Here is a 17,962-nt window from a genome sequence, read left to right as displayed (position 1 = left end):
CCGTTCCCCGTCAGGTGCAAGACGCGCTTGTGTGGTGCTCAGCGCTGGGCCACGGCGCGCGGGGTATGAAAGGGAATGAGCAGGGTCGCGGTGGTGCCGTGGCCGAGCCCCTCGCTGTCCAGGGTGAGGCGGCCGCCCATGAGCTGCGCGGCGAGCGCGCTGGAGTGCAGGCCGATGCCATGGCCCTCGGCGCGGGTGGTGAAGCCCTGGGTGAAGAGGTGCTCGCGGATGTCCGGGGCGATGCCCACCCCCGTGTCCACCACCTGCAGGCGCACCCAGCCGTCCTCGAGTGTCGCGCGGACGGTGAGGTGGGGGTCGTCCTGGGGGTGGGCCTCCATGGCCTGACGCGCGTTGCTGAGCAGGTTGATCAGGATGGTGAGCACCTTGTGCTTGTCTGTCTTCACGGGCGGCAGCGCTGGCACCTCCCGGGAGACGGTGATGCCCGCCTGGAACAGGGCGCCCTGTTGCAGGCGCAGGGCCTCGTCCACCAACTCGCCCAGGTCGCACTCCTCCATCAACAGGGTGGAGGTGGCATGTGCCTGCTGGCTCTCCACGATGGAGCGCACCCGCGCCACGTTGGAGTCCAGCGCCTCCAGGTTCTTGGAGAGCGAGGTGTGCTCCTGCTCCAGCTCCTCGGACAGGCGGATGAGGTAGTCCACCATGTGGCGGCCACGGGCGTCCTGGGTGAGGAACTCCGCGAGCTGGGCGCGGTTGTCCTCCAGGAGGGAGGTGGCCTGCCGGAAGCGGTTCACGCGGGAAGTGGCCGCGGCGCCGCGCATGAGCGCGGTGTCCACGACGATGCTGGTGAGGGCGTTGCCCACGTCATGCAGGACACTGGAGGCGACTTCCGCCATGCCCACCCGGCGCGCCGTCTCCACCAGCCGGGCCTGGGCCTGCCGCAGCTCGTGGGTGCGCTGCTGGACGCGCGCCTCCAGCTCCTCGTTGGCGTGGCGCAGGGCGGTCTCTGCCTTGCGCACGTCCGCGTAGAGGCGGGCGTTCTCGATGGAGATGGCCGCCTGCGAGGCGAGGTGCTCCAGGAGCGAGAGCCGGCCGTGGGAGAAGGTCTCGGAGGAGAGGGAGTTCTCCAGGTAGAGCAGGCCCTGGAGGGTGTCCTGGCGGCGCACGGGCAGGCACAGCACGGAGCGGGCGGAGGACGAGGAGAAGTAGACGTCGGAGGAGAAGGGGTGGGGCTGGGTGGTGTCGTCGAGCAGGACGTGCTCGCCGCTGCGGCGCACGTAGGCCAACAGGGAGAGGGGCAGCTCGTGGGGCTGGAGGGGCTCGCCCTGGCGCGCGGACGGGGGCTGGAGCGCTACGAGCTGGAGCGCGTCGTCCTGGAGCAGGAGGAAGGCGCCGCGTTGTGCTCCGGCGCTCTCCAGGGCGACGCGCATGAGCGTGGCCACCAGCCGCTCGAGGACGATCTCACTGGAGATGGCCTGCTGGGCCTTGATGACGGCGAGCGCGTCGATGCGCTGCACGCCCGTCCCCGTGGTGGTGGTGTCCTGTTTGGAATCGACGACGAGGAGCTGGGGCCACTGCTCCTCCAGTTGGCGGACCTTTCCATGGGCGCCCCACTGCAGGTAGCCCTCGTGGGCCTGACGGATGTAGGCGGTCGTGAGCGAGGGCAGGCCCAGGTCCTTGCAGAAGCGGGCAGCCAACTCGCAGATGAGGCCCACGAGGTGGTTCGAACCGTGTTCGCGCGCCGCGGACAGGGAGGCTTCGTAGGAGCGCAGGGCCTGCTCGGTGTGGCCGGAGATCCGGGCCAGCTCGGCGGCCACCAGCCGCTTGGCGGCGACGAAGTTCGCCGGGCAGCCGCTGGCCCAACCCGCGAGCTGTTGGCGGTGGGCCTCGATGTCGGCGAGGAACTCCCGTTTCTCCTCGGCGGAGGCGTTGCGGTAGCAGGCGGCGAGGGTGAGCGCTCCATAGAGATGGTAGGCGAACGCCGCGGTATCTCCGGGGACCCGGCGCGCCTCCGGAGTGGCGAGGGCGCGCGCCTGGCGCGCCTGCTCGTAGTCGCCACACATGTAGCGGGACTGGAGCTTGATGAAGAGAAACATGTTGTGGTGCTGCGCCGAGCGGCCGCTGATGATCACCGCCTCGGCGCTCGCTTCATCGAACCCGTCTCCATCTGGAGAAGAGAAGGAGGGCGTGAGCCCTCGCAGTTGCTGCACGAGCCTTTCGTAATAGCGGGTGAGGAGCTCGAAGAGCCGGAAGTTGGACTTGCGCGAGTACTCGACGAACGCCTGGATCTCCTGGTGCGTCTCGGAGAGCTCACGGCCCTCGACCAGGAGGGTGCGGCTGATGGAGAAGCCGTGCACGCAGGCGGCTGGAGAGTCTCCCACCCGGAGCGCATACTCGAAGGCCGCGAGGCAGTACTTGTGGGTCTGGGAGAAGGGCTCGCGAAGGCAGGCGAGGGCGGCGTAGAAGGCGAGGACCCGGCCCCGGTAGATGGACGTGGGATGGCGCTCGCTCAGCTCGTGGGCGAGTTTGCCGAGGGCATGGGCCTTCTCGTATTGCCGGCGGACGATGCAATACCAGGTCGCGCAGAGGACATAGCCGTTCGCCGAGGCTTCCGCGTTGCCATGGTGGATGCTCAGGACCACGGCGCGCAGGGCGGCGATGGTGGCCAGGCTGGGTCTGGTGAACAGCGCCAGGGTGCACAGGCTCGCCAATGCATTCAGGGTCGCCGTCACGTCGGGATCCGTCATGGCGGGCAGATCGAGCAGGCTCTCGACGGAGTGCCGCTCCAGCAAGCCTTCCAGCTCCGCTTCCGCGGCGCTCAGCTCCTCGGCGGAAGGGTCGAGCGGCAGGAGGAGTCCAAACTTCTCCAGACACTCCACGAGGTTGCTCAGACTGGCCTGGGCGTCGCCCATGAGCAGCAGGAGGCGGCTCTTGAGGATGTACGCGGAGACGGTGTCGAGGCGCGTCCGGGCGTGGCGTGTCGCCTCGTCCACCAATTGGAGGGCCTGGGAGGAATGGCCCAGCACCATCTCGCTGGAGGCGTGGGCCAGGCGCAGGTTGAAGGCCAGCTCGGGGTGGGTCTCCCACGGATCTCCGGGCAGCAGGGAGAAGGCCAGGCCGAGATAGTTCACGGCCGATTGATGGGCCGTGGAGCTCCTGGCCCGGAAGCCCGCCCGGGCATTGAGGTGCGCCAGGCGCGTGCGCTCCTCGACGTCGTCCAGCAGCTTCACGCCCGCGTTGAGCTGGGACACCACGTCGAAGAGGCGCTCCTCGAGCTCCTCGGGGGACAGGCCCCGCAGCAGCAGGCGGCCGATGCGCAGGTGCAGGCGCGCGCGTTCCTCCTTGGGGGTGAGGCCATGGGCGGCTTGCTGGATGCGGTCATGCAGGAATCTCAGCTCCAGGGGACCGGCCTGGACCACCAGCCCCTCCATCAGGGCCGGCTCCAGACAGCGCTCCACGTCGGGGGCCTCCCGCTCGGACAGCAGGGCGAGGAGGGAGAGCGGAAAGGAGCTGCCCACGCCCGCGGCCAGTTGGAGCAGGTGCTGCGTGGCCGGGGGCAACTGGCGCAGCCGGTCCGCCATGAAGTCCACCACGTTGTCCGCGTAGCCAAACGCCTTCACGCCCGCTTCGTCCCAGCGCCAGCCGCCCTTGGGCGCGCGGGTCACCAGCTCCTGCTGGTGGAGGGTCTGCAACAACTGCAACAGGAAGAAGGGGTTGCCCGCCGTCTTCTCCCACACCAGCGCGGACAGGGGCCTCACCATGTCCTCCTGGGCCCCGGGCAGGGCATCCGCCACGAGCTGGTGCGTCTGCTCGAGCGACAAGGCTCCCAGGTGGATGTCCGCGAACCGAGTCCCCGCCTTGCGCGCCTTGGCGAGCGTCAACATGAGCGGATGCGTGGGACTCACCTCGTTGTCCCGGTAGGCCCCCACCCACAGCACGGAAGGCGTGTCCGGGTGGGCCATCAGGTATTGGATGAACGCGAGGCAGGCGGCGTCCGCCCACTGCAAGTCGTCCAGGAAGAGCACGAGGGGGTGCTCCCCCGTGGCGAAGACGCTCAGCAGGCGTTGGAAGAGGTGGTGGACGCGGTTCTGGGCCGCCTCGGGCGGCAGGTCCTCCACGGCGGGCTGTCTGCCCAGGATGAGCTCCAGCTGGGGCACCATCTCCAGCAACACCCCGCCCTGACCTTCCAGGGCTTCCAGCAGGCGTTGGCGCCAGGAGGCCAGCTCCGCGTCACTGCCGGCCAGCAGGTGTTGGATGAGGCCCCGCAGGGCCTGCACCAGGGGGGCGTAGGGCTTGTCCCGTTGGTACTGCTCGAACTTGCCCCGGAGGAAGAAGCCCCGGCTGCGCAGGACTGGCTGGTGCAGCTCCTTCACGACGGAGGACTTGCCGATGCCCGAGTAGCCGCGCACCAGCACCCACTCCGGCTGGCCCGTCTGGGCCACGCGCTCGAACGCCTCCAGCAGCGTCGCCACCTCGGCATGCCGGCCATACAACCGCTGTGGCAGCAGGAAGCGCGCGGGCACGTCCTTCTGCCCCAGGGGGAAGTCCCGCTCTCCGTTCTGGATGCGCTCCAGGTCGAAGCGCAGGCCCTCCGCTCCCTGGTAGCGATCCTCGGCGCGCTTGGACAAAAGCTTCATCACCAGCGCGGAGAGGGCCGGTGGCAGGCCAGGCATCACCTGGTGCGGGGGCACGGGGGCCTGGGCCAGGTGGGCGTGGAACCACTCCAGCAAATCCCTCCCCGTGAAAGGCAGCCGCCCCGTGATCAATTGGTAGAAGGTGATGCCCAGGGAATAGAGGTCCGTGCGGTAGTCCAGCGCCCGGTTCATCCGCCCCGTCTGCTCCGGAGACATGTAGGCCGGTGTGCCTTCCACGAGCGCGGCGGGCGCCGCCTCCACGTGCTGCGTTCGCTGGAGGGTGGAGATGCCGAAGTCGATGAGCCAGGGCTGCCCGGACGCGGACAGGAGGATGTTGGCGGGCTTGATGTCCTTGTGGATGACGCCCCGGCGGTGGACCTCGGCCAGGGTGGTGCACAGGTCCAGGGCGATGGGCAGGAAGCGCGCGAGGGGGAAGGGGTGATCCAGGTGCTCGGAGAGCGAGGCGCCGCCCTCGTTGCCGAGGACGAGCACGGGACGCTCCTGGAGCAACTCATAGGCGTGCACCTGGACGACGCCGGGTGCGTCCCGCAGCCGCTGTAGGAGCGTGTACTCGTGCTGGAGGTGGGCGCGCTCGCGGGCACCCGGGAAGTCGGAACGGGGGGTCTTCAGGATGACGGGCTGGCCATCCACCTCGCGCAGTGCACGGTACAGGAGGTTGGAAGAGGTGGACTGCAGGAGTCCAAGCAGGGAGTAGCCAGGGAACTGAAGCATGGGAACGTTCCGAGCATAGAACAACTGAGTGTCTTCTCTTGTCGGCCGAGCCCCCTTGACTCCAATGGATCGACCACCAGGGACCGAGAGCCTGTCCGCTCAAATGCTGAGAGTGTGGAAGGGGCGTGTCCCACCCCGGGGGTCCGCGCTCACTTGCGGGTGGATGCCGAGCGGTCACGGACGCTCTTGAACTCCGAGCCGGGCTTCCACTGGGGCCAGCGATTGGACGTGGCCAGCTCCCGGCCGATGTCATGGAGCAGTTGCACGTCCTGGGCGGTGCCGCGCAGATCCCATTGGGCGCTCCAGGCATCGCAGGGTTGGTGGTAGCAGCGCGCGGTGTAATCCGCGACCCATTTGTCGCCGGCCTCCCGGCCTCCTTCCACCAGATCGTGGCCGCCGCCCAGGCCCATCAGCAGGAGCACCGGCACGCCGCGCCGGGCCAGCGAGAAATGGTCCGCGCGGTAGAACAGGCCCCGCTCGGGTTTCGCATCGGGGGTGATGGTGCGGCCCTGTCTGGCGGCGGCCCGGGCGAGGTCGTCCTCGAGCTCGTTCTGCCCATGGCCGATGAGCACGACGTCGCGCGCGGGCCCGGCGGTCTGCAGCACGTCCATGGTCAGGTTCGCCGCCAGGGTGGCGAGGGGCTGGAGTGGATGCTCGGCGTAGTACTCCGAGCCGAGCAGGCCCCGCTCCTCGGCGGTCCAGGCGGCGAAGAGGATCGTGCGCGCGGGCCTCGGTTCACGCTGGAACGCGCGCGCGATCTCGATCATGCCGGCCAGCCCGATGGCGTCATCCACGGCGCCATGGCGGACCGTGTCGCCGGAGGCATCGGCCGGACCGATGCCGTAGGCGTCCCAGTGGGCGCCGTACATGATGGCCTCGCGGGGGCGCTGCTTGCCGGGCAGTTTGCCCAGCACGTTGTGGCTGTCGGCGCGCGTGTGGGTCACGCGGTAGTCGGTGCTCAGGTGGGCGCCCGCGAGCGGGATGGGCTTGAAGCCCGCGGTGCGGGCCTCGTTCTTGAGTTGCTCCAGGTCCAACCCCGCGCGCGTGAACAGCGCGACGGCGGCATCGCGGTGGAGCCACCCCTGCATCAGCACCTTCTCCCGGGAGGGTTGGGCCCGGACGATGTCGTAGGTCTCGCCGTAGCCCGCCTGGACCGTGGACCAGCCATAGCTCGCGCCCGGAGTCTCGTGGATGATCAGTGCTCCGAGCGCGCCCCGTCGGGCCGCCTCCTCGTACTTGTAGGTCCAGCGGGCGTAGTACGTGGCCGCCCGGCCGCCGAACCTGCCGCTGACGGGTTCTCCCTCGCGCGCCTCGAAGTCGGGATCGTTGATGAGGATGACGGCGATCTTCCCGCGCAAGTCGACGCCCTTGAAGTCATCCCATCCCCGCTCGGGCGCGGAGACGCCGTAGCCCACGAACACCAGCGGGGCCTTGTCGATCTTCACGCGGCTCACCGGGCGCAGCGTGTTGACCACCACCTCCTGGCCCTGGTGCAGTGGTGTGTCCTGGCCCCCGGCGAACAGGTTCACGGTGGCGTCCTGCTGCACCTGGAAGCGCACCAGGGGGACCTTCTGCGTCCAACCGCCCTTCTCGCCGGCGGGCTCCAGGCCCGCCTCCTTGAACTGGCGGATGAGGTACTCGACGGTCTTGGCCTCGCCGGGCCCTCCCGGTGCCCGGCCCGCGAACTCGTCCGAGGCGAGCGTCCTGGTGATCTCCGACAGCCGTGCCGGATCGATCGTCACCGGCTCCTCGGCACGGCCCTCCCTCGCACCCAGCAGCAGGGCGAGCGCGGCGAGGAAGGGGGAGCACGAAACGCGCCTCGGGACTCTCGGGAAGGTCATGGCCGCACTTAAAACACGACCGGGATCCTTTTGAAGCCGCGCAGAGCGGCCCCCATGCTGAGTTCGAGCTGCCCGGCGGGTTCCGCCAGCCGCAGCCGTGGCCATCGGCGGAACAGGGTCTCGAAGGCCAGCTCGGCCTCGAGCCGCGCCAGGGGGGCGCCGATGCAGACGTGGATGCCCTTGCCGAAGGCGATGTGCCGGTGGGCATCGGGCCGCGAGATGTCGAACGCGTCCGGGTGGGCGAAGCGCCGGGGGTCCCGGTTGGCCGAGGCGAGTCCCACCGCCACCTTCGCTCCGCGAGGCACGCGTGTTCCCCCCACGTCGAGGTCCTCCAGGGCGATGCGCGGGCCACCGATGAAGTCGACCGGCCCCCAGTAGCGCAGCGTCTCCTCGACCATGCCCTTGACGCAGGCGGCGGGGTCCTCGAGGAAGCGGGCGTGCTGCTCGGGGTGGCTCAGGAGCGCGACGACGCCGTTGCCGATCAGGTTGACGGTCGTCAGGTGCCCGGCGAAGAAGAGGATGAACACCATCGACAGCAGTTCCTGGGGGGTGAGGATGTCTCCGTCCTCCTGGACCTGGACCATCTGGCTGATCATGTCCTCGGCGGGCGTCCGCCGCTTCCGCTCGAACAGGGACTCGAGGTAGTTCGCGAAGGCGTTCAAGCCGGCGCGCGTCTCCGCATCCATCATGCCCTCGGGCCCCTTGGCCCGCAGGAGCCGCTCCGCCCAGGGATAGACGGTCTCGCGCTCCTCCACGGGAATGCCGAGCATGTCGCTGATGACGGTGATGGACAGGGGGTAGGCGAAGGACTCGACGAGGTCCAACCGCCGGCCGGGGGCCACCTCACCGCGCGTGGCCGCCTCACGCTCGGCCTTGTCGAGCAGGTCCTCCACGATGCGCTGGATGCGGGGCCTGAGTGCCTCCATGGCGCGCGCGGTGAAGTTGGGCTGCACGAGCTTGCGCAGCCGCGTGTGGTCCGGGGGATCCAGCACCAGGATGCTGCGCACGATGGGGCGCAGCTCCTCGGGCAGGGCGGCCTCCATGCGCGCGCGCTGCTCGGGCGGCATGGCCTTGAGGACATCGGACGACAGCCGCTCCTCCATGAGGATGGACACGGCCGCGTCGTACCGGGTGACGAAGTATTGCTCCGGGGCGGACTGCTCCGCTGACGCGCGCTCGGCCTGCGCCCGGTCCACGATGCCGCGCCCGGAGGGAACACGCACGACGGGGCCCTTGTCGCGCAGCTCGGCGTAGACGGCATGGGCCCGGGTCATGAACTCCAGACTCTCCTTGTCCAGGACCGTGGGCCCCCCGAAGGGGGCCTCCGCCGGGGTCTGGGCAGGGGTCTGTTGCTGCGGCTCGTCCAGCGGGTTCGGCGCCATGGTGTCCTCCCTCGTCAGCGGGGAGGAACGATAGCCCAGGCGCCGCCGTGCCCTGGCCTACTTGATCTCCGCCTTGCAGAGGGCGCTGCACCCGTCGCCGCTGGTGGTGTTGCCGTCGTCGCACTGCTCGCCGGCCTCGGGCTGGACGACGTTGTCGCCGCAGCGGGGACCGAACACGCACGCGCGGGTGCACTGACCGGAGCCGTTGCTCGCCCCCTCGTCACACTCCTCGCCCGGGTCCACCGTCCCATTGCCGCAGGTGGGCGTGCACTGGGTGCGGCGGGTGACGAAGTTGGTGAGCGTGAGCCTGTACGAGGAGGCCGAGGTGTGGCGCTCGGCCTGGAACACCACCGCCTCGTAGATGCCGCCCACCCGCAGGCCGAGGTCGGTGGCCTGGTTCTTCAGGGTGATGATGCCCTCCTGCGCTCCGTGGACACCGCCGAGATCCAACGCCAGCCGGCCGTTGATGAACACCCAGACGTCGTCATCCCCCAGGAAGTTGAGCACCTCGGTGCCCTTGTACTCGAACCAATAGCGGGCCTCGCTGGTGAAGCTGAAGTTGTGAGAGACCCCGCCGTTGTCCTTGCGCGTGGGCTCCGTGCCCTGGGCGACCCAGCCCAGGTTGTCGAGCGGGAAGAAGCTCGTGTCCTCGAACACGTATGAGCCGCTGGTGGCGTCCTTGCGCAGCAACTCCAGCGCGCCCACCACCGTCAGGTTCACGCCCTCGACGTCCCGGTACCATTGATCGAACGCCGCCCGGCCATGGGTGGTGGCGCTGGTCACGCCCTCCTTCGCGTACACGGGCTTGCCGTCCGCGGACAGGGGCGAATAGAGCGGCCCACAGATGCCGAGCTCCGCGCCATTGGCGTTCTCGAAGTCGACGTGGCCCTTGGGATTCGTCAGGTCATTGCCGCGGAAGTCGCGGTAGACGACGGGAATGGACACCTTCTCGGGCGTGGACGACTCGACGGCCTGACATTTGAAGCCCGGCTCAAGCGTGCACGTGGGCGAGCAGCCGTCGTTGGCGCGCGTGTTGCCGTCATCGCACTGCTCCTTCGGATCGTTGGGCAGGAAGACGCCATCCCCGCAGCTGCTCTCGCAGGTGCCGCCGGAGCAGCGGGGCTCGGTGGTGCACAGGGGCGAGCAGCCATCGCCCAGGTTGTTGTTGCCGTCGTCGCACTGCTCCGTGCCCTCGACGATGCGATCCCCGCAGACCGTGGGGATGCAGGGCTCGCCGGCCGCCGGGCACTTGTAGCCGGACTCCAGCCGGCAGGTCGCGCCGCAGCCATCGCCGGGCAGGGCGTTGCCGTCCTCGCACTCCTCGTCCCCGGCGATGATGCGATCACCACAGGCCGCGGCGAAGCAGCGATCCCCCTGCGCGGTGCAGCTCCAGCCCTCTTCCACCAGGCAGCGGGTGTCACAGCCGTCCCCCGCGGTGGTGTTGCCATCGTCACAGGCCTCGGTGTTGTCCCGGGTGCCGTTTCCACAGGTCGTGCGGACACAGGCCTGGCCCGGCGTGTCGCACGCCCAGCCCTCCTCTACCGCGCGGCAGCTCGCCGAGCAGCCATCGCCGTCCGCCGTGTTGCCGTCGTCGCAGGACTCCGCCGACTGGCGTGTCCCGTCTCCACATACGCCCTCTCCACCCCCACAGCCGGAGGCCAGCATCGACACGAGAAAAGAGACGAGCACGAGGCCCGTGAATCGCACTCCACCAGGAAGGTCACTCCGCATGGAGACGGATGCTGGAAGTGGGGGAGTGGCGTGTCAACGCATCCGTACTCCCGGCGCGGAGGGTACGCCTTCGGAGCACATGGGAGGTCAGAGCTCGATGTCGTGTTGTTTGCAGTATTTGCGGACGAGGGCCTTCTGTGCGGTGGGCACCCGGTTCCATTGGGCGCGGGCGTTGGTCAGGTCGCCTTGCTGGCAATGGGCGCGCGTGAGCAGCGAGAAGGACGCCCCGGTGATTTGCGTGCGCTGGCTGAGGCGGGCGAGCCGGATGGCCTCGGAAGGCTGGTTCGCCTTCAGCGCCTGCTCCGCCTGCTCCAGCGTCTCGCGCACACCGGCGGGAAGGACCTCGGGGGCCTCGGCCCGAGCCGTGGGACGCGCGGTGGGCTGGGGGGTGGTGGCCGAGGGGGCGGGCTCCGAGGCCTCGGGGGGAGGCGTCTCCTGGATGGGAGGTGTCTCCTGGGCGGGCGGAGGCGCGGGAGGCGGGGGGGCGGTGGTGGTGGCGGCTTGCGGAGGGGACTGCGTCACGGGAGGGGCGGCGGGAGGCGTTCCACGCGACAGGAACGCCACGACGCCCCCGGCTCCCACGAGCAACGCGAGGACGGCACCGATGAGGGCGGTCCGTGAGGACTTCGGCGGCGCCGCGCTCCCTGGGAGCGAGGGCGTGGGCCCCACCATCGAAGGGGGTGGGGCCTCCATCATCGAGGGGGGCGTCTCCATCTCCGAGGGCGCCGCCGCCTGCACCGCCCCGGGGCGGACGGTCGCGACCGCCTCCTGGGCGGAGAGCGCCTTGCGTCCGGGCACGGTCGCGGGCGCGGCGGCGACGGAGGCCGCGGACGGTCCGCCCCGGTCCGCCCCCGTGCTCACGGGCGCCGCAACGGAGTCCTGGGGCTCGGGCCGCGCCGGGGAGAGGCTGGGGGCCGCGCCGGTCAGCTCCTCGATGAAGGCCGCGATGCTCGGCTGGCGGTCGCCGGGCTGCTTCGACAGGGCCTTGTCCACCGCGGCGCAGACGGACGCGGGCAGGTGCGGACAGATGGCGGCGAGCGGGTCCACCGGCTCGTTCACGATGCGGTAGAGGATGCCCACCACGGACTCGTCGGCGAAGGGCGACTTGCCGGAGAGCATCTCGTAGACGATGACGCCGAGCGCGAAGAGGTCCGAGCGCGCGTCCACCTTGGTGTTCTGTCCCCTGGCCTGCTCGGGGGACATGTACCGGGGGGTGCCCATCAGCACGTCGTCCTGCGTGCGCACCGTCTGGGCCGAGACGAGCTTGGAGATGCCGAAGTCGAGCAGCTTCACCTGGTAGGCGGCGACGTCCCAGGACTCGGTGGGCACGAGGAACACGTTGCCGGGCTTCAGGTCCCGGTGGATGACGCCCGCCTGGTGGGCCGCGTGGAGCGCCGAGCCGATCTGCCGCGCGACGAACAGGGCCTCGGGCAGCGGCAGGGGGCCCTTCTTGAGCCGCCGGGACAGCGTCTCCCCGCTCAGGTACTCCAGCACCAGGAAGGGGGCACTGCCCTCGCCCTCGGGCCCATGGAAGTCGAGCACCCCGACGATGTTGGGGTGCCCGAGCCGCGAGGTGATCTCCGCTTCGCGGCGGAAGCGCGCGTACTGATCGGCCGTCACCTCCTCGTCACTGAGGAGGACCTTCACCGCCACCTGTTTGCCGGGCAGCCGCAGGTGCCGGGCGAGGAAGACCTTGCCCATGCCTCCGGTGCCCAGCAGGGACAGGATTTCGTAGGTGTCGCGAAGGATGCTGCCAATGCGGATGTCGTCCGAGGCGGAGGGGCTCATGGGATTCCGCGCGGACCATATCACCCGGAAGTCCCTCTTTCCGGGTGACTCATGCGCCGCTCAGCAGTTGCTGATCAGCTCCCAGACGCCCCAGTCGCTCTGGGTGGGGACCTCGTTCTGGGTCCACCACCGGGCGCGCCACAGCTTGCCGCCCGAGGTGGCCTGGTCTCCCTTGACGTAGACCTTGGCCGCTTCCCACGCGGCCACGCCGGCGCAGGAGCCGTTGCCGGTGCCGCTGGTGACGGTGATGGAGACCGGCGCCGAGGTGGTGGTCGCGCCGCCGTCGTCGGTGGCCACGGCCGTCAGCGTGTAGCTGCCCGCCGCCACGTTGAGCCAGGCGAGGCTGTAGGGCGCGGAGGTGACCGTGCCCAGCTTCTGGGTGCCCGCGTAGAAGACCACCTGGGTGACGCGGCCGTTGGAGTCCGAGGCGTTGGCGCTCACGGTGATGGTGCTGCCGGGCGTGAAGGTCGTGCCGTTGGCGGGGGAGGTGAGGTTCACGGACGGCGCCGGGTTGGTGGTGCCGCCGCCGACGACCTGGGAGATGGCGTTGAGCAGCGACGTCGTGCCCGAGGTGTCCTGGGAGATCTCCCAGATCATGATGCCGCCGCCGCGCTGCAGCGCGAGCTGGGCCTTGGCCTTGATGGTGGGGATGCCGTTGTAATAGATGCCGTTGACCACGTCCTTGTTGGGGGCCTGGGGATCCATGGCGACGAGCTGCGCGTAGGTGTAGGCCCCGTTCCCCGAGTCCTTGCCGTAGAAGGGCACGCCCAGCACCGCCTTGCTCGCGGGCAGACCGCGGCCGAGCCAGTAGTTCATCGACTGGAGGGCGACGTCATACGACGAGTGGGGATAGCCCGCGTCGTAGGCCATGATGTTCAGGAAGTCCACGTCGGCGAAGGACGAGGTGGGGATGCCGTCGCCGCCCGTGGCGAGCACCGCGGCGGTGAGGATCTTGCCCCGCGCGTGCAGCGCCGTGCCCAGCTGGTTCATCAGCGCGCCGAAGTTCTGGGACGAGGCGCCGGGGTCCGGCCACTCCCAGTCGATGTCCACGCCATCCAGTCCGGCCTGCTCCACGAAGGCCAGCACGTTGTTGACGAAGGTGGTGCGCGCCGAGGCGTTCGCGGCCAGCTGCTCGAAGGGCGCGTCATTGCCATCCATCCAGCCGCCCACCGCCACCTGCACCTTGACGCCCTTGGCGTGCGCCGCCTGCACCAGCGAGCGCAGCCGCGCATCCCCGCTGCTCAACCCCGTCAGCCCGCCCTGCGCCGTGGGCAACAGGAAGGAGTAGTTGATGTGGGTGAGCTTGTCGTACTGGATGGCGTTGACGTCCCCCTGCCATGTGGGGAAGTAGCCGACGACCCGGGTGGAGAGCGCTCGGGCCTCCTGCGAACCCAGGGACTCGTCCACGGCCTCCGTGGAATCGGGCTGACCCGTGCAGGCCAACAGGGTGGTGAGAAGGGCTCCGACCGCCAGACTTCTGAGTTCGAATGGTTTGTGCAAGACCGCTCCTTCGAGAACGTCCTGAAAGAGAGCGAATCCCTGTATTTCGGGTCAAAGAATCGGAGGTGGGGGCCTGATTTCGTGACGCCTGGGTGACACTTGTGACACGGGGCCGTGACCCTGTGACACTTTCGCGACGGGCCCCGCCCTTTGTTGTCGGGGTGCATAGGGATTGGGTAGGGGTGCGCCACTCGCGAGCCCGGGGTCCCCCCGCCCGCGTGTCGAGCCCCGCCATGCACCTCACTGCTTCTTCCCGATCCGTCCTCCTGTCGCTGCTGCCTGGTGCCACGCTGTTCCTGTCTCCGCTGGCCCAGGCCCAGCAGACCGGCAGCCCCGAGACCCCCGCGGCTCCCGCGGCGAACTCCGAGCCGGCCTCTCCCAGTGAGACGCCCGCGAATGTCGAGCCGGCCTCGCCCAGCGCGCCGCCCGCCGCCGTGACGCCGCCCGCCGAGGCTCCCAAGAAGGAGAGCCACTGGTACGAGAAGATCCGCGTCCGGGGCTACACGCAGTTCCGCTACAACCGGCTGCCGAGCTTCCGCGTCAACGAGGATCTCATCAACGACCAGGGTGACCGGTTCCTGGGCAAGAACAACGGCTTTGGCATCCGGCGCGCGCGGCTCGTCCTCTCCGGGGACGTGCACGAGCGGGTGTCCATCTACCTGCAGCCCGATTTCGCCTCGGTCATCTCGGACCAGTACAACGTGGCCATCCTGCGCGACTGGTACGCCGACATCTACCTGGACGCGGCCAAGGAGTTCCGGCTGCGCGTGGGCCAGTCGAAGGTGCCGTATGGTTTCGAGAACCTCCAGTCGAGCCAGAACCGTCTGGCCTTCGACCGCAACGACGCCATCAACAGCGCCCTCAAGGACGAGCGCGACCTGGGCATCTTCTTCTATTGGGCGCCGACCGAGATTCGCAAGCGCTTCAAGGACCTGGTCGACAACAACCTGAAGGGCTCGGGCGACTACGGCGTGGTGGGCCTGGGTGTCTACAACGGGCAGACCGCCAACCGCCCCGAGCGCAATGACAACCTTCACGTCGTGGGCCGCGTGACCTGGCCCTTCCTCTTCGGCAAGCAGTACGTCGAGGTGGGCGCGGGAGGCTATTACGGCCGCTTCAATGTCACCGCCTCGCCGAGCACGTCGGCGCCGTATGTGCTGGCCAACGGGGAGAATGATCTCGTGGATGCCCGCGCCAACCTGAGCCTGGTCATCTACCCGCAGCCGATTGGCTTCATGGCCGAGTACAACGTGGGCCGCGGGCCCTCCACGGGCGGCTTCGGGGACTACACCATCGACAGCCGCCCGCTGCGCGGCGGCTACGCGCAGCTCATGTACAAGCTGGACAACGTGGCCGGCGTGTCGATCATCCCCTACGTCCGCGGCACGCTCTACGAGGGTGGCAAGAAGTTCGAGACGAACGCCCCCCGCTACGACGTGCGCGAGCTGGAGATGGGCGTGGAGTGGCAGATCCTCAAGGCGCTCGAGGTGACGGCGGCGTACCTGGTGTCGGATCGCACCTCGTCCCGCGCGCCCTACCAGCAGCAGCGCGGCGACGTGACGCGCATCCAGCTCCAGGTCAACTACTGACCCGGGCGGTGCGCGTGCAGGGGCTCCGGAATCGTCGCAAGATGCGGTGTGCGCGCATGCCCGCCGCGGCGCGACGTCTGGAGCCCCCATGTCCTCGTCCGACCTGTGCCGTCGCTGTGGCTTGTGCTGCGACGGCAACCTCTTCAGCCACGTGCCCCTCGAGCACGCCGAGGTCGACGCGGCCCGGCACCATGGGCTCGAGGTGGTCCGGCTCGCGGGGGGCGCGCCCGCCCTTCGCCAATGCTGTCCGGCCCTCCACGCGCGCCAGTGCTCCGTCTACGGGGCCCGCCCGGAAGGCTGCCGCCGCTACGGCTGCCGGTTGCTCGACGCGCTGACCCGCCGGACGGTCTCCCTCGACGAAGCGCTCGCGGTGGTGGAGCGGGCGCACGCCCTGCTCGCGGAGGTGGAGCGGGGGTTGGAGCCCGAACCGGACCGGTTCTCGTCAGTGCTGGAGCGCGCGCGCTTCGCCTCCTGGGGGGGCGCGGACGGGTCCTCGTCCAGCACGAACGCCGCGCGGGAGCGGGCCGAGGCCTTCCTGGATGAGCACTTCCACGGGGGCCCACGGCGCTTCGAGCTCCTCTCCGGGGGGTGAGGCTCTTACACCCACTCGGCGTCATGGTACGGTGCGTCATGCACTACCGTCCCCCCCCTGGTGCCATGGAACGGAGCGTTGCTGGCGTCGAGCCGCCACCTCCGGGGACCATGGCTGGCGGGTATCACTTCCCCCGCATGGGCTCGCCGACTTCCATCCTCGTGGACGACTCGCTCTGGCCGCTGATGCGGGTGACGTTCCCGAGGGTGATCACGAACGGGCAGCAGGAGGAACTGTTCGAGCACACCTTGTCCTATCTGCGGCGGGGAGAGCGGTTCGTGTCCCTGGTGGACTTCCGCCAGCTCGACTCCCTCACCTCCGAGCAGCGCGAGCGGATGGGGAGATTCCTGCGCCAGCAGACAACCCCGATGCGCCAGTGCGCGATGGGCGTCGTGGCGCTCATCAACTCTCCGGCCCTGGCGCTGATGGCGAGAATCATCATCCACCACATCAAGCCCTCCGTGGTGCCGTACTCCATCCTGGCCTCGTGGCCGGCGGCGGTGTCGTGGGCGGCGGATCGGCTGGACGGCAACGGGTTGAGCGAGCACGCCCGGCGGGTACGGCTCTGCCTCGGCGCGTCTCCAGAGGGCAACGCGGGCTGATCCCCTCGGGGTCCAGCCCGTGCGACAGCGACTTGCCCGCGCGCCAGGTCACCCGCTGGGGCGGGGCTCAGGGCGCGGGTGATGCGCGGCCAGTCGAGTCAGTCCGCCGCGTCGATCGTGCTGTGGTTGGGCTCCGCCTGGAGGGACGGCGGGGGGCTCGCCGCGCTCGCGGCTTGCACGATGATGGACGTCACCACGTCATTCCAGCCGTCATCCACGAGCGAGGCATCATCCGCCGTCTTGGTGAGGCTGGCGCCGGTGAAGTTGTCATCGGCGTAGAGGGTGACCTTGTAGCCGCTGGCGACCTTGAGCGAGGTGATGTCGTCATTGCGCACGCCCCAGGCCTTCAAGGTGGCGAGGTTGTAGCGGCCCACGGGAAGTGCCGCCGCGTAGCCGCCGTGGTTGATGTCCTGGTACAGGGTGGTGGCGTTGGGCCCCGGGGACGCGTAGGTGAAGGGGAAGCTGCGCTGCGCCTGGACGAACTGGGTCTCCCACTCGGTGGGCCAGCCAAAGGCGGAGGTGGCCAGGGTCTTCAGATTCACACCCGCCGCGCCGCTCCAGAAGTGGATGAACTCGCCCCAGTTCAGGCCGCGCGCGTAGTCGTTTCCGTTCTTCGGGTAGTACTGGGCCAACAGGGAGAAGTAACGGTTGAGCACCGTGGCTCCGCCGTAATTCTTGTAGATGGGATAGAACCAATCCCTGAACCAGTGGGTGTTGCTCCGGGGGAAGCCGTCCGTCGTGTTCAGCATCAGGTTGTACCAGCGATTGGCATCACTGGTCCGGCCCAGCCCCACGTAGACGTCATAGACGAAGATCTCCGCCCACTTGCTGTCTCCCCACAGGCCGAAGGCGGGGGAGTTGTGGACGCCCTTGGAGGCACCTTCCACGATGTGCGCGACCTCGTGGGTGACGATGTCCAGGTCGTTGCCGGTCCCGCTCGTCCAGGCGGTGGATGACGAGGAGCCCACGTCGATGACGTTGCGGCTGTCGTGGCTGGTGTCGAAGTACGTGGACGGATGGCCTCCGCTGTACTTGGCCGTGTGGAAGATGGCGTACAGCTGCGCGTCCGTGCCGAACTGCCCGTAGGTCCTCCGGGTGTACCTCCACACGTCGCCCACGAAGCCGTTGGGCCAGGTGATGGACCGGTTCACGGCCGAGTCGAAATACACGGCCACGTCCTTGTCTTGGTAGACACGCGAGACCGTCTGGTTGTGCTCGAACCAGTGCTCCGTCCAGGTGGCGGGCGCGGTCTGCGCCCACGTCGGCGCGGAAGAGAGCAACGGCAGGGCGAAGGCAAGGGCGGGTCCGAGGGTTTTCATGGGTCGATCGCGGCTTTGGGGTTTATCTGGAAAAACCTGATATTCTCCAATCTAATGGCTGTCAAGGCAGGAGTCACGGGGAGAGCCTGCGGTTCCGCGCGGTTGTCAAGATGCCGCGCAAAGCAACAGCGTCACTGAATCCGGGCGGGGGGCGTTCGCGCTGCCCCTGAATGGGGTATCCTCACGGGACCTGATCGCGCACCCATGGTGCGGCCACTGGACAGCTTGCTCTTCGAGAGAGGCTCCGAGCGCCTCGTGTTTGAGTTTTCGGCTCGAATGGATGAAGACAAGCGC

Annotated in this window: 10 protein-coding genes; 3 read left to right on the top strand and 7 right to left on the bottom strand. The window is 69.0% G+C overall.

What is annotated here, in order from left to right; genetic code table 11:
- Window positions 1-38: 38 nt before the first annotated feature.
- The 6 genes from F0U63_RS41825 to F0U63_RS41800 all read right to left on the bottom strand — a co-directional run bounded on the left by F0U63_RS41825 (window position 39) and on the right by F0U63_RS41800 (window position 13,566).
- Window positions 39-5,324 (bottom strand): AAA family ATPase, encoded by a 5,286-nt coding sequence (locus F0U63_RS41825; RefSeq protein ID WP_395839507.1) that lies wholly within the window; start codon window positions 5,322-5,324, stop codon window positions 39-41.
- A gap of 149 nt (window positions 5,325-5,473) precedes the next feature.
- Complete coding sequence (locus tag F0U63_RS41820) at window positions 5,474-7,165, bottom strand: M28 family metallopeptidase (RefSeq protein WP_395839505.1); 1,692 nt, start codon at window positions 7,163-7,165, stop codon at window positions 5,474-5,476.
- 8 nt (window positions 7,166-7,173) lie between these two features.
- Window positions 7,174-8,547 (bottom strand): cytochrome P450, encoded by a 1,374-nt coding sequence (locus F0U63_RS41815; RefSeq protein ID WP_395839503.1) that lies wholly within the window; start codon window positions 8,545-8,547, stop codon window positions 7,174-7,176.
- A 57-nt stretch (window positions 8,548-8,604) separates the two neighbouring features.
- Window positions 8,605-10,278, bottom strand: a complete 1,674-nt coding sequence (locus F0U63_RS41810; RefSeq protein ID WP_395839501.1) for a DUF4215 domain-containing protein — start codon at window positions 10,276-10,278, stop codon at window positions 8,605-8,607.
- Between the two features lie 87 nt (window positions 10,279-10,365).
- Window positions 10,366-12,066, bottom strand: a complete 1,701-nt coding sequence (locus tag F0U63_RS41805; protein ID WP_395839499.1) for a protein kinase — start codon at window positions 12,064-12,066, stop codon at window positions 10,366-10,368.
- A 60-nt stretch (window positions 12,067-12,126) separates the two neighbouring features.
- Entirely contained in the window at window positions 12,127-13,566 is a 1,440-nt protein-coding gene (locus tag F0U63_RS41800; RefSeq protein ID WP_395839497.1) for a glycosyl hydrolase family 18 protein, read from the bottom strand.
- Between the two features lie 233 nt (window positions 13,567-13,799).
- Here F0U63_RS41800 and F0U63_RS41795 point away from each other — a divergent pair, with 233 nt between their 5' ends.
- The 3 genes from F0U63_RS41795 (at window position 13,800) to F0U63_RS41785 (ending at window position 16,349) form a co-directional block, all read left to right on the top strand.
- Window positions 13,800-15,155, top strand: coding sequence for a porin (locus F0U63_RS41795; protein WP_395839495.1), 1,356 nt, complete (start codon window positions 13,800-13,802; stop codon window positions 15,153-15,155).
- 88 nt (window positions 15,156-15,243) lie between these two features.
- Window positions 15,244-15,747 (top strand): YkgJ family cysteine cluster protein, encoded by a 504-nt coding sequence (locus F0U63_RS41790; protein WP_395839493.1) that lies wholly within the window; start codon window positions 15,244-15,246, stop codon window positions 15,745-15,747.
- 137 nt (window positions 15,748-15,884) lie between these two features.
- Window positions 15,885-16,349, top strand: coding sequence for a hypothetical protein (locus F0U63_RS41785; RefSeq protein ID WP_395839491.1), 465 nt, complete (start codon window positions 15,885-15,887; stop codon window positions 16,347-16,349).
- Between the two features lie 98 nt (window positions 16,350-16,447).
- On the opposite strand, the gene F0U63_RS41780 is transcribed toward F0U63_RS41785, so the two are convergent.
- Entirely contained in the window at window positions 16,448-17,668 is a 1,221-nt protein-coding gene (locus F0U63_RS41780) for a hypothetical protein (protein WP_395839489.1), read from the bottom strand.
- Between the last annotated feature and the right edge of the window lie 294 nt (window positions 17,669-17,962).

It is taken from the genome of Cystobacter fuscus, assembly GCF_044360685.1.
Classification (GTDB): Bacteria; Myxococcota; Myxococcia; order Myxococcales; family Myxococcaceae; genus Cystobacter; species Cystobacter fuscus_C.
This window is presented reverse-complemented; position numbering and strand designations above follow the sequence as displayed.

Excerpts from the sequence above, each read along its gene's own strand:
- F0U63_RS41825 (WP_395839507.1), bottom strand. The coding sequence starts at position 5,324 with ATGCTTCAGTTCCCTGGCTACTCCCTGCTTGGACTCCTGCAGTCCACC.
- F0U63_RS41820 (WP_395839505.1), bottom strand. The coding sequence starts at position 7,165 with ATGACCTTCCCGAGAGTCCCGAGGCGCGTTTCGTGCTCCCCCTTCCTC.
- F0U63_RS41815 (WP_395839503.1), bottom strand. The coding sequence starts at position 8,547 with ATGGCGCCGAACCCGCTGGACGAGCCGCAGCAACAGACCCCTGCCCAG.
- F0U63_RS41810 (WP_395839501.1), bottom strand. The coding sequence starts at position 10,278 with ATGCGGAGTGACCTTCCTGGTGGAGTGCGATTCACGGGCCTCGTGCTC.
- F0U63_RS41805 (WP_395839499.1), bottom strand. The coding sequence starts at position 12,066 with ATGAGCCCCTCCGCCTCGGACGACATCCGCATTGGCAGCATCCTTCGC.
- F0U63_RS41795 (WP_395839495.1), top strand. The coding sequence starts at position 13,800 with ATGCACCTCACTGCTTCTTCCCGATCCGTCCTCCTGTCGCTGCTGCCT.
- F0U63_RS41790 (WP_395839493.1), top strand. The coding sequence starts at position 15,244 with ATGTCCTCGTCCGACCTGTGCCGTCGCTGTGGCTTGTGCTGCGACGGC.
- F0U63_RS41785 (WP_395839491.1), top strand. The coding sequence starts at position 15,885 with ATGGGCTCGCCGACTTCCATCCTCGTGGACGACTCGCTCTGGCCGCTG.
- F0U63_RS41780 (WP_395839489.1), bottom strand. The coding sequence starts at position 17,668 with ATGAAAACCCTCGGACCCGCCCTTGCCTTCGCCCTGCCGTTGCTCTCT.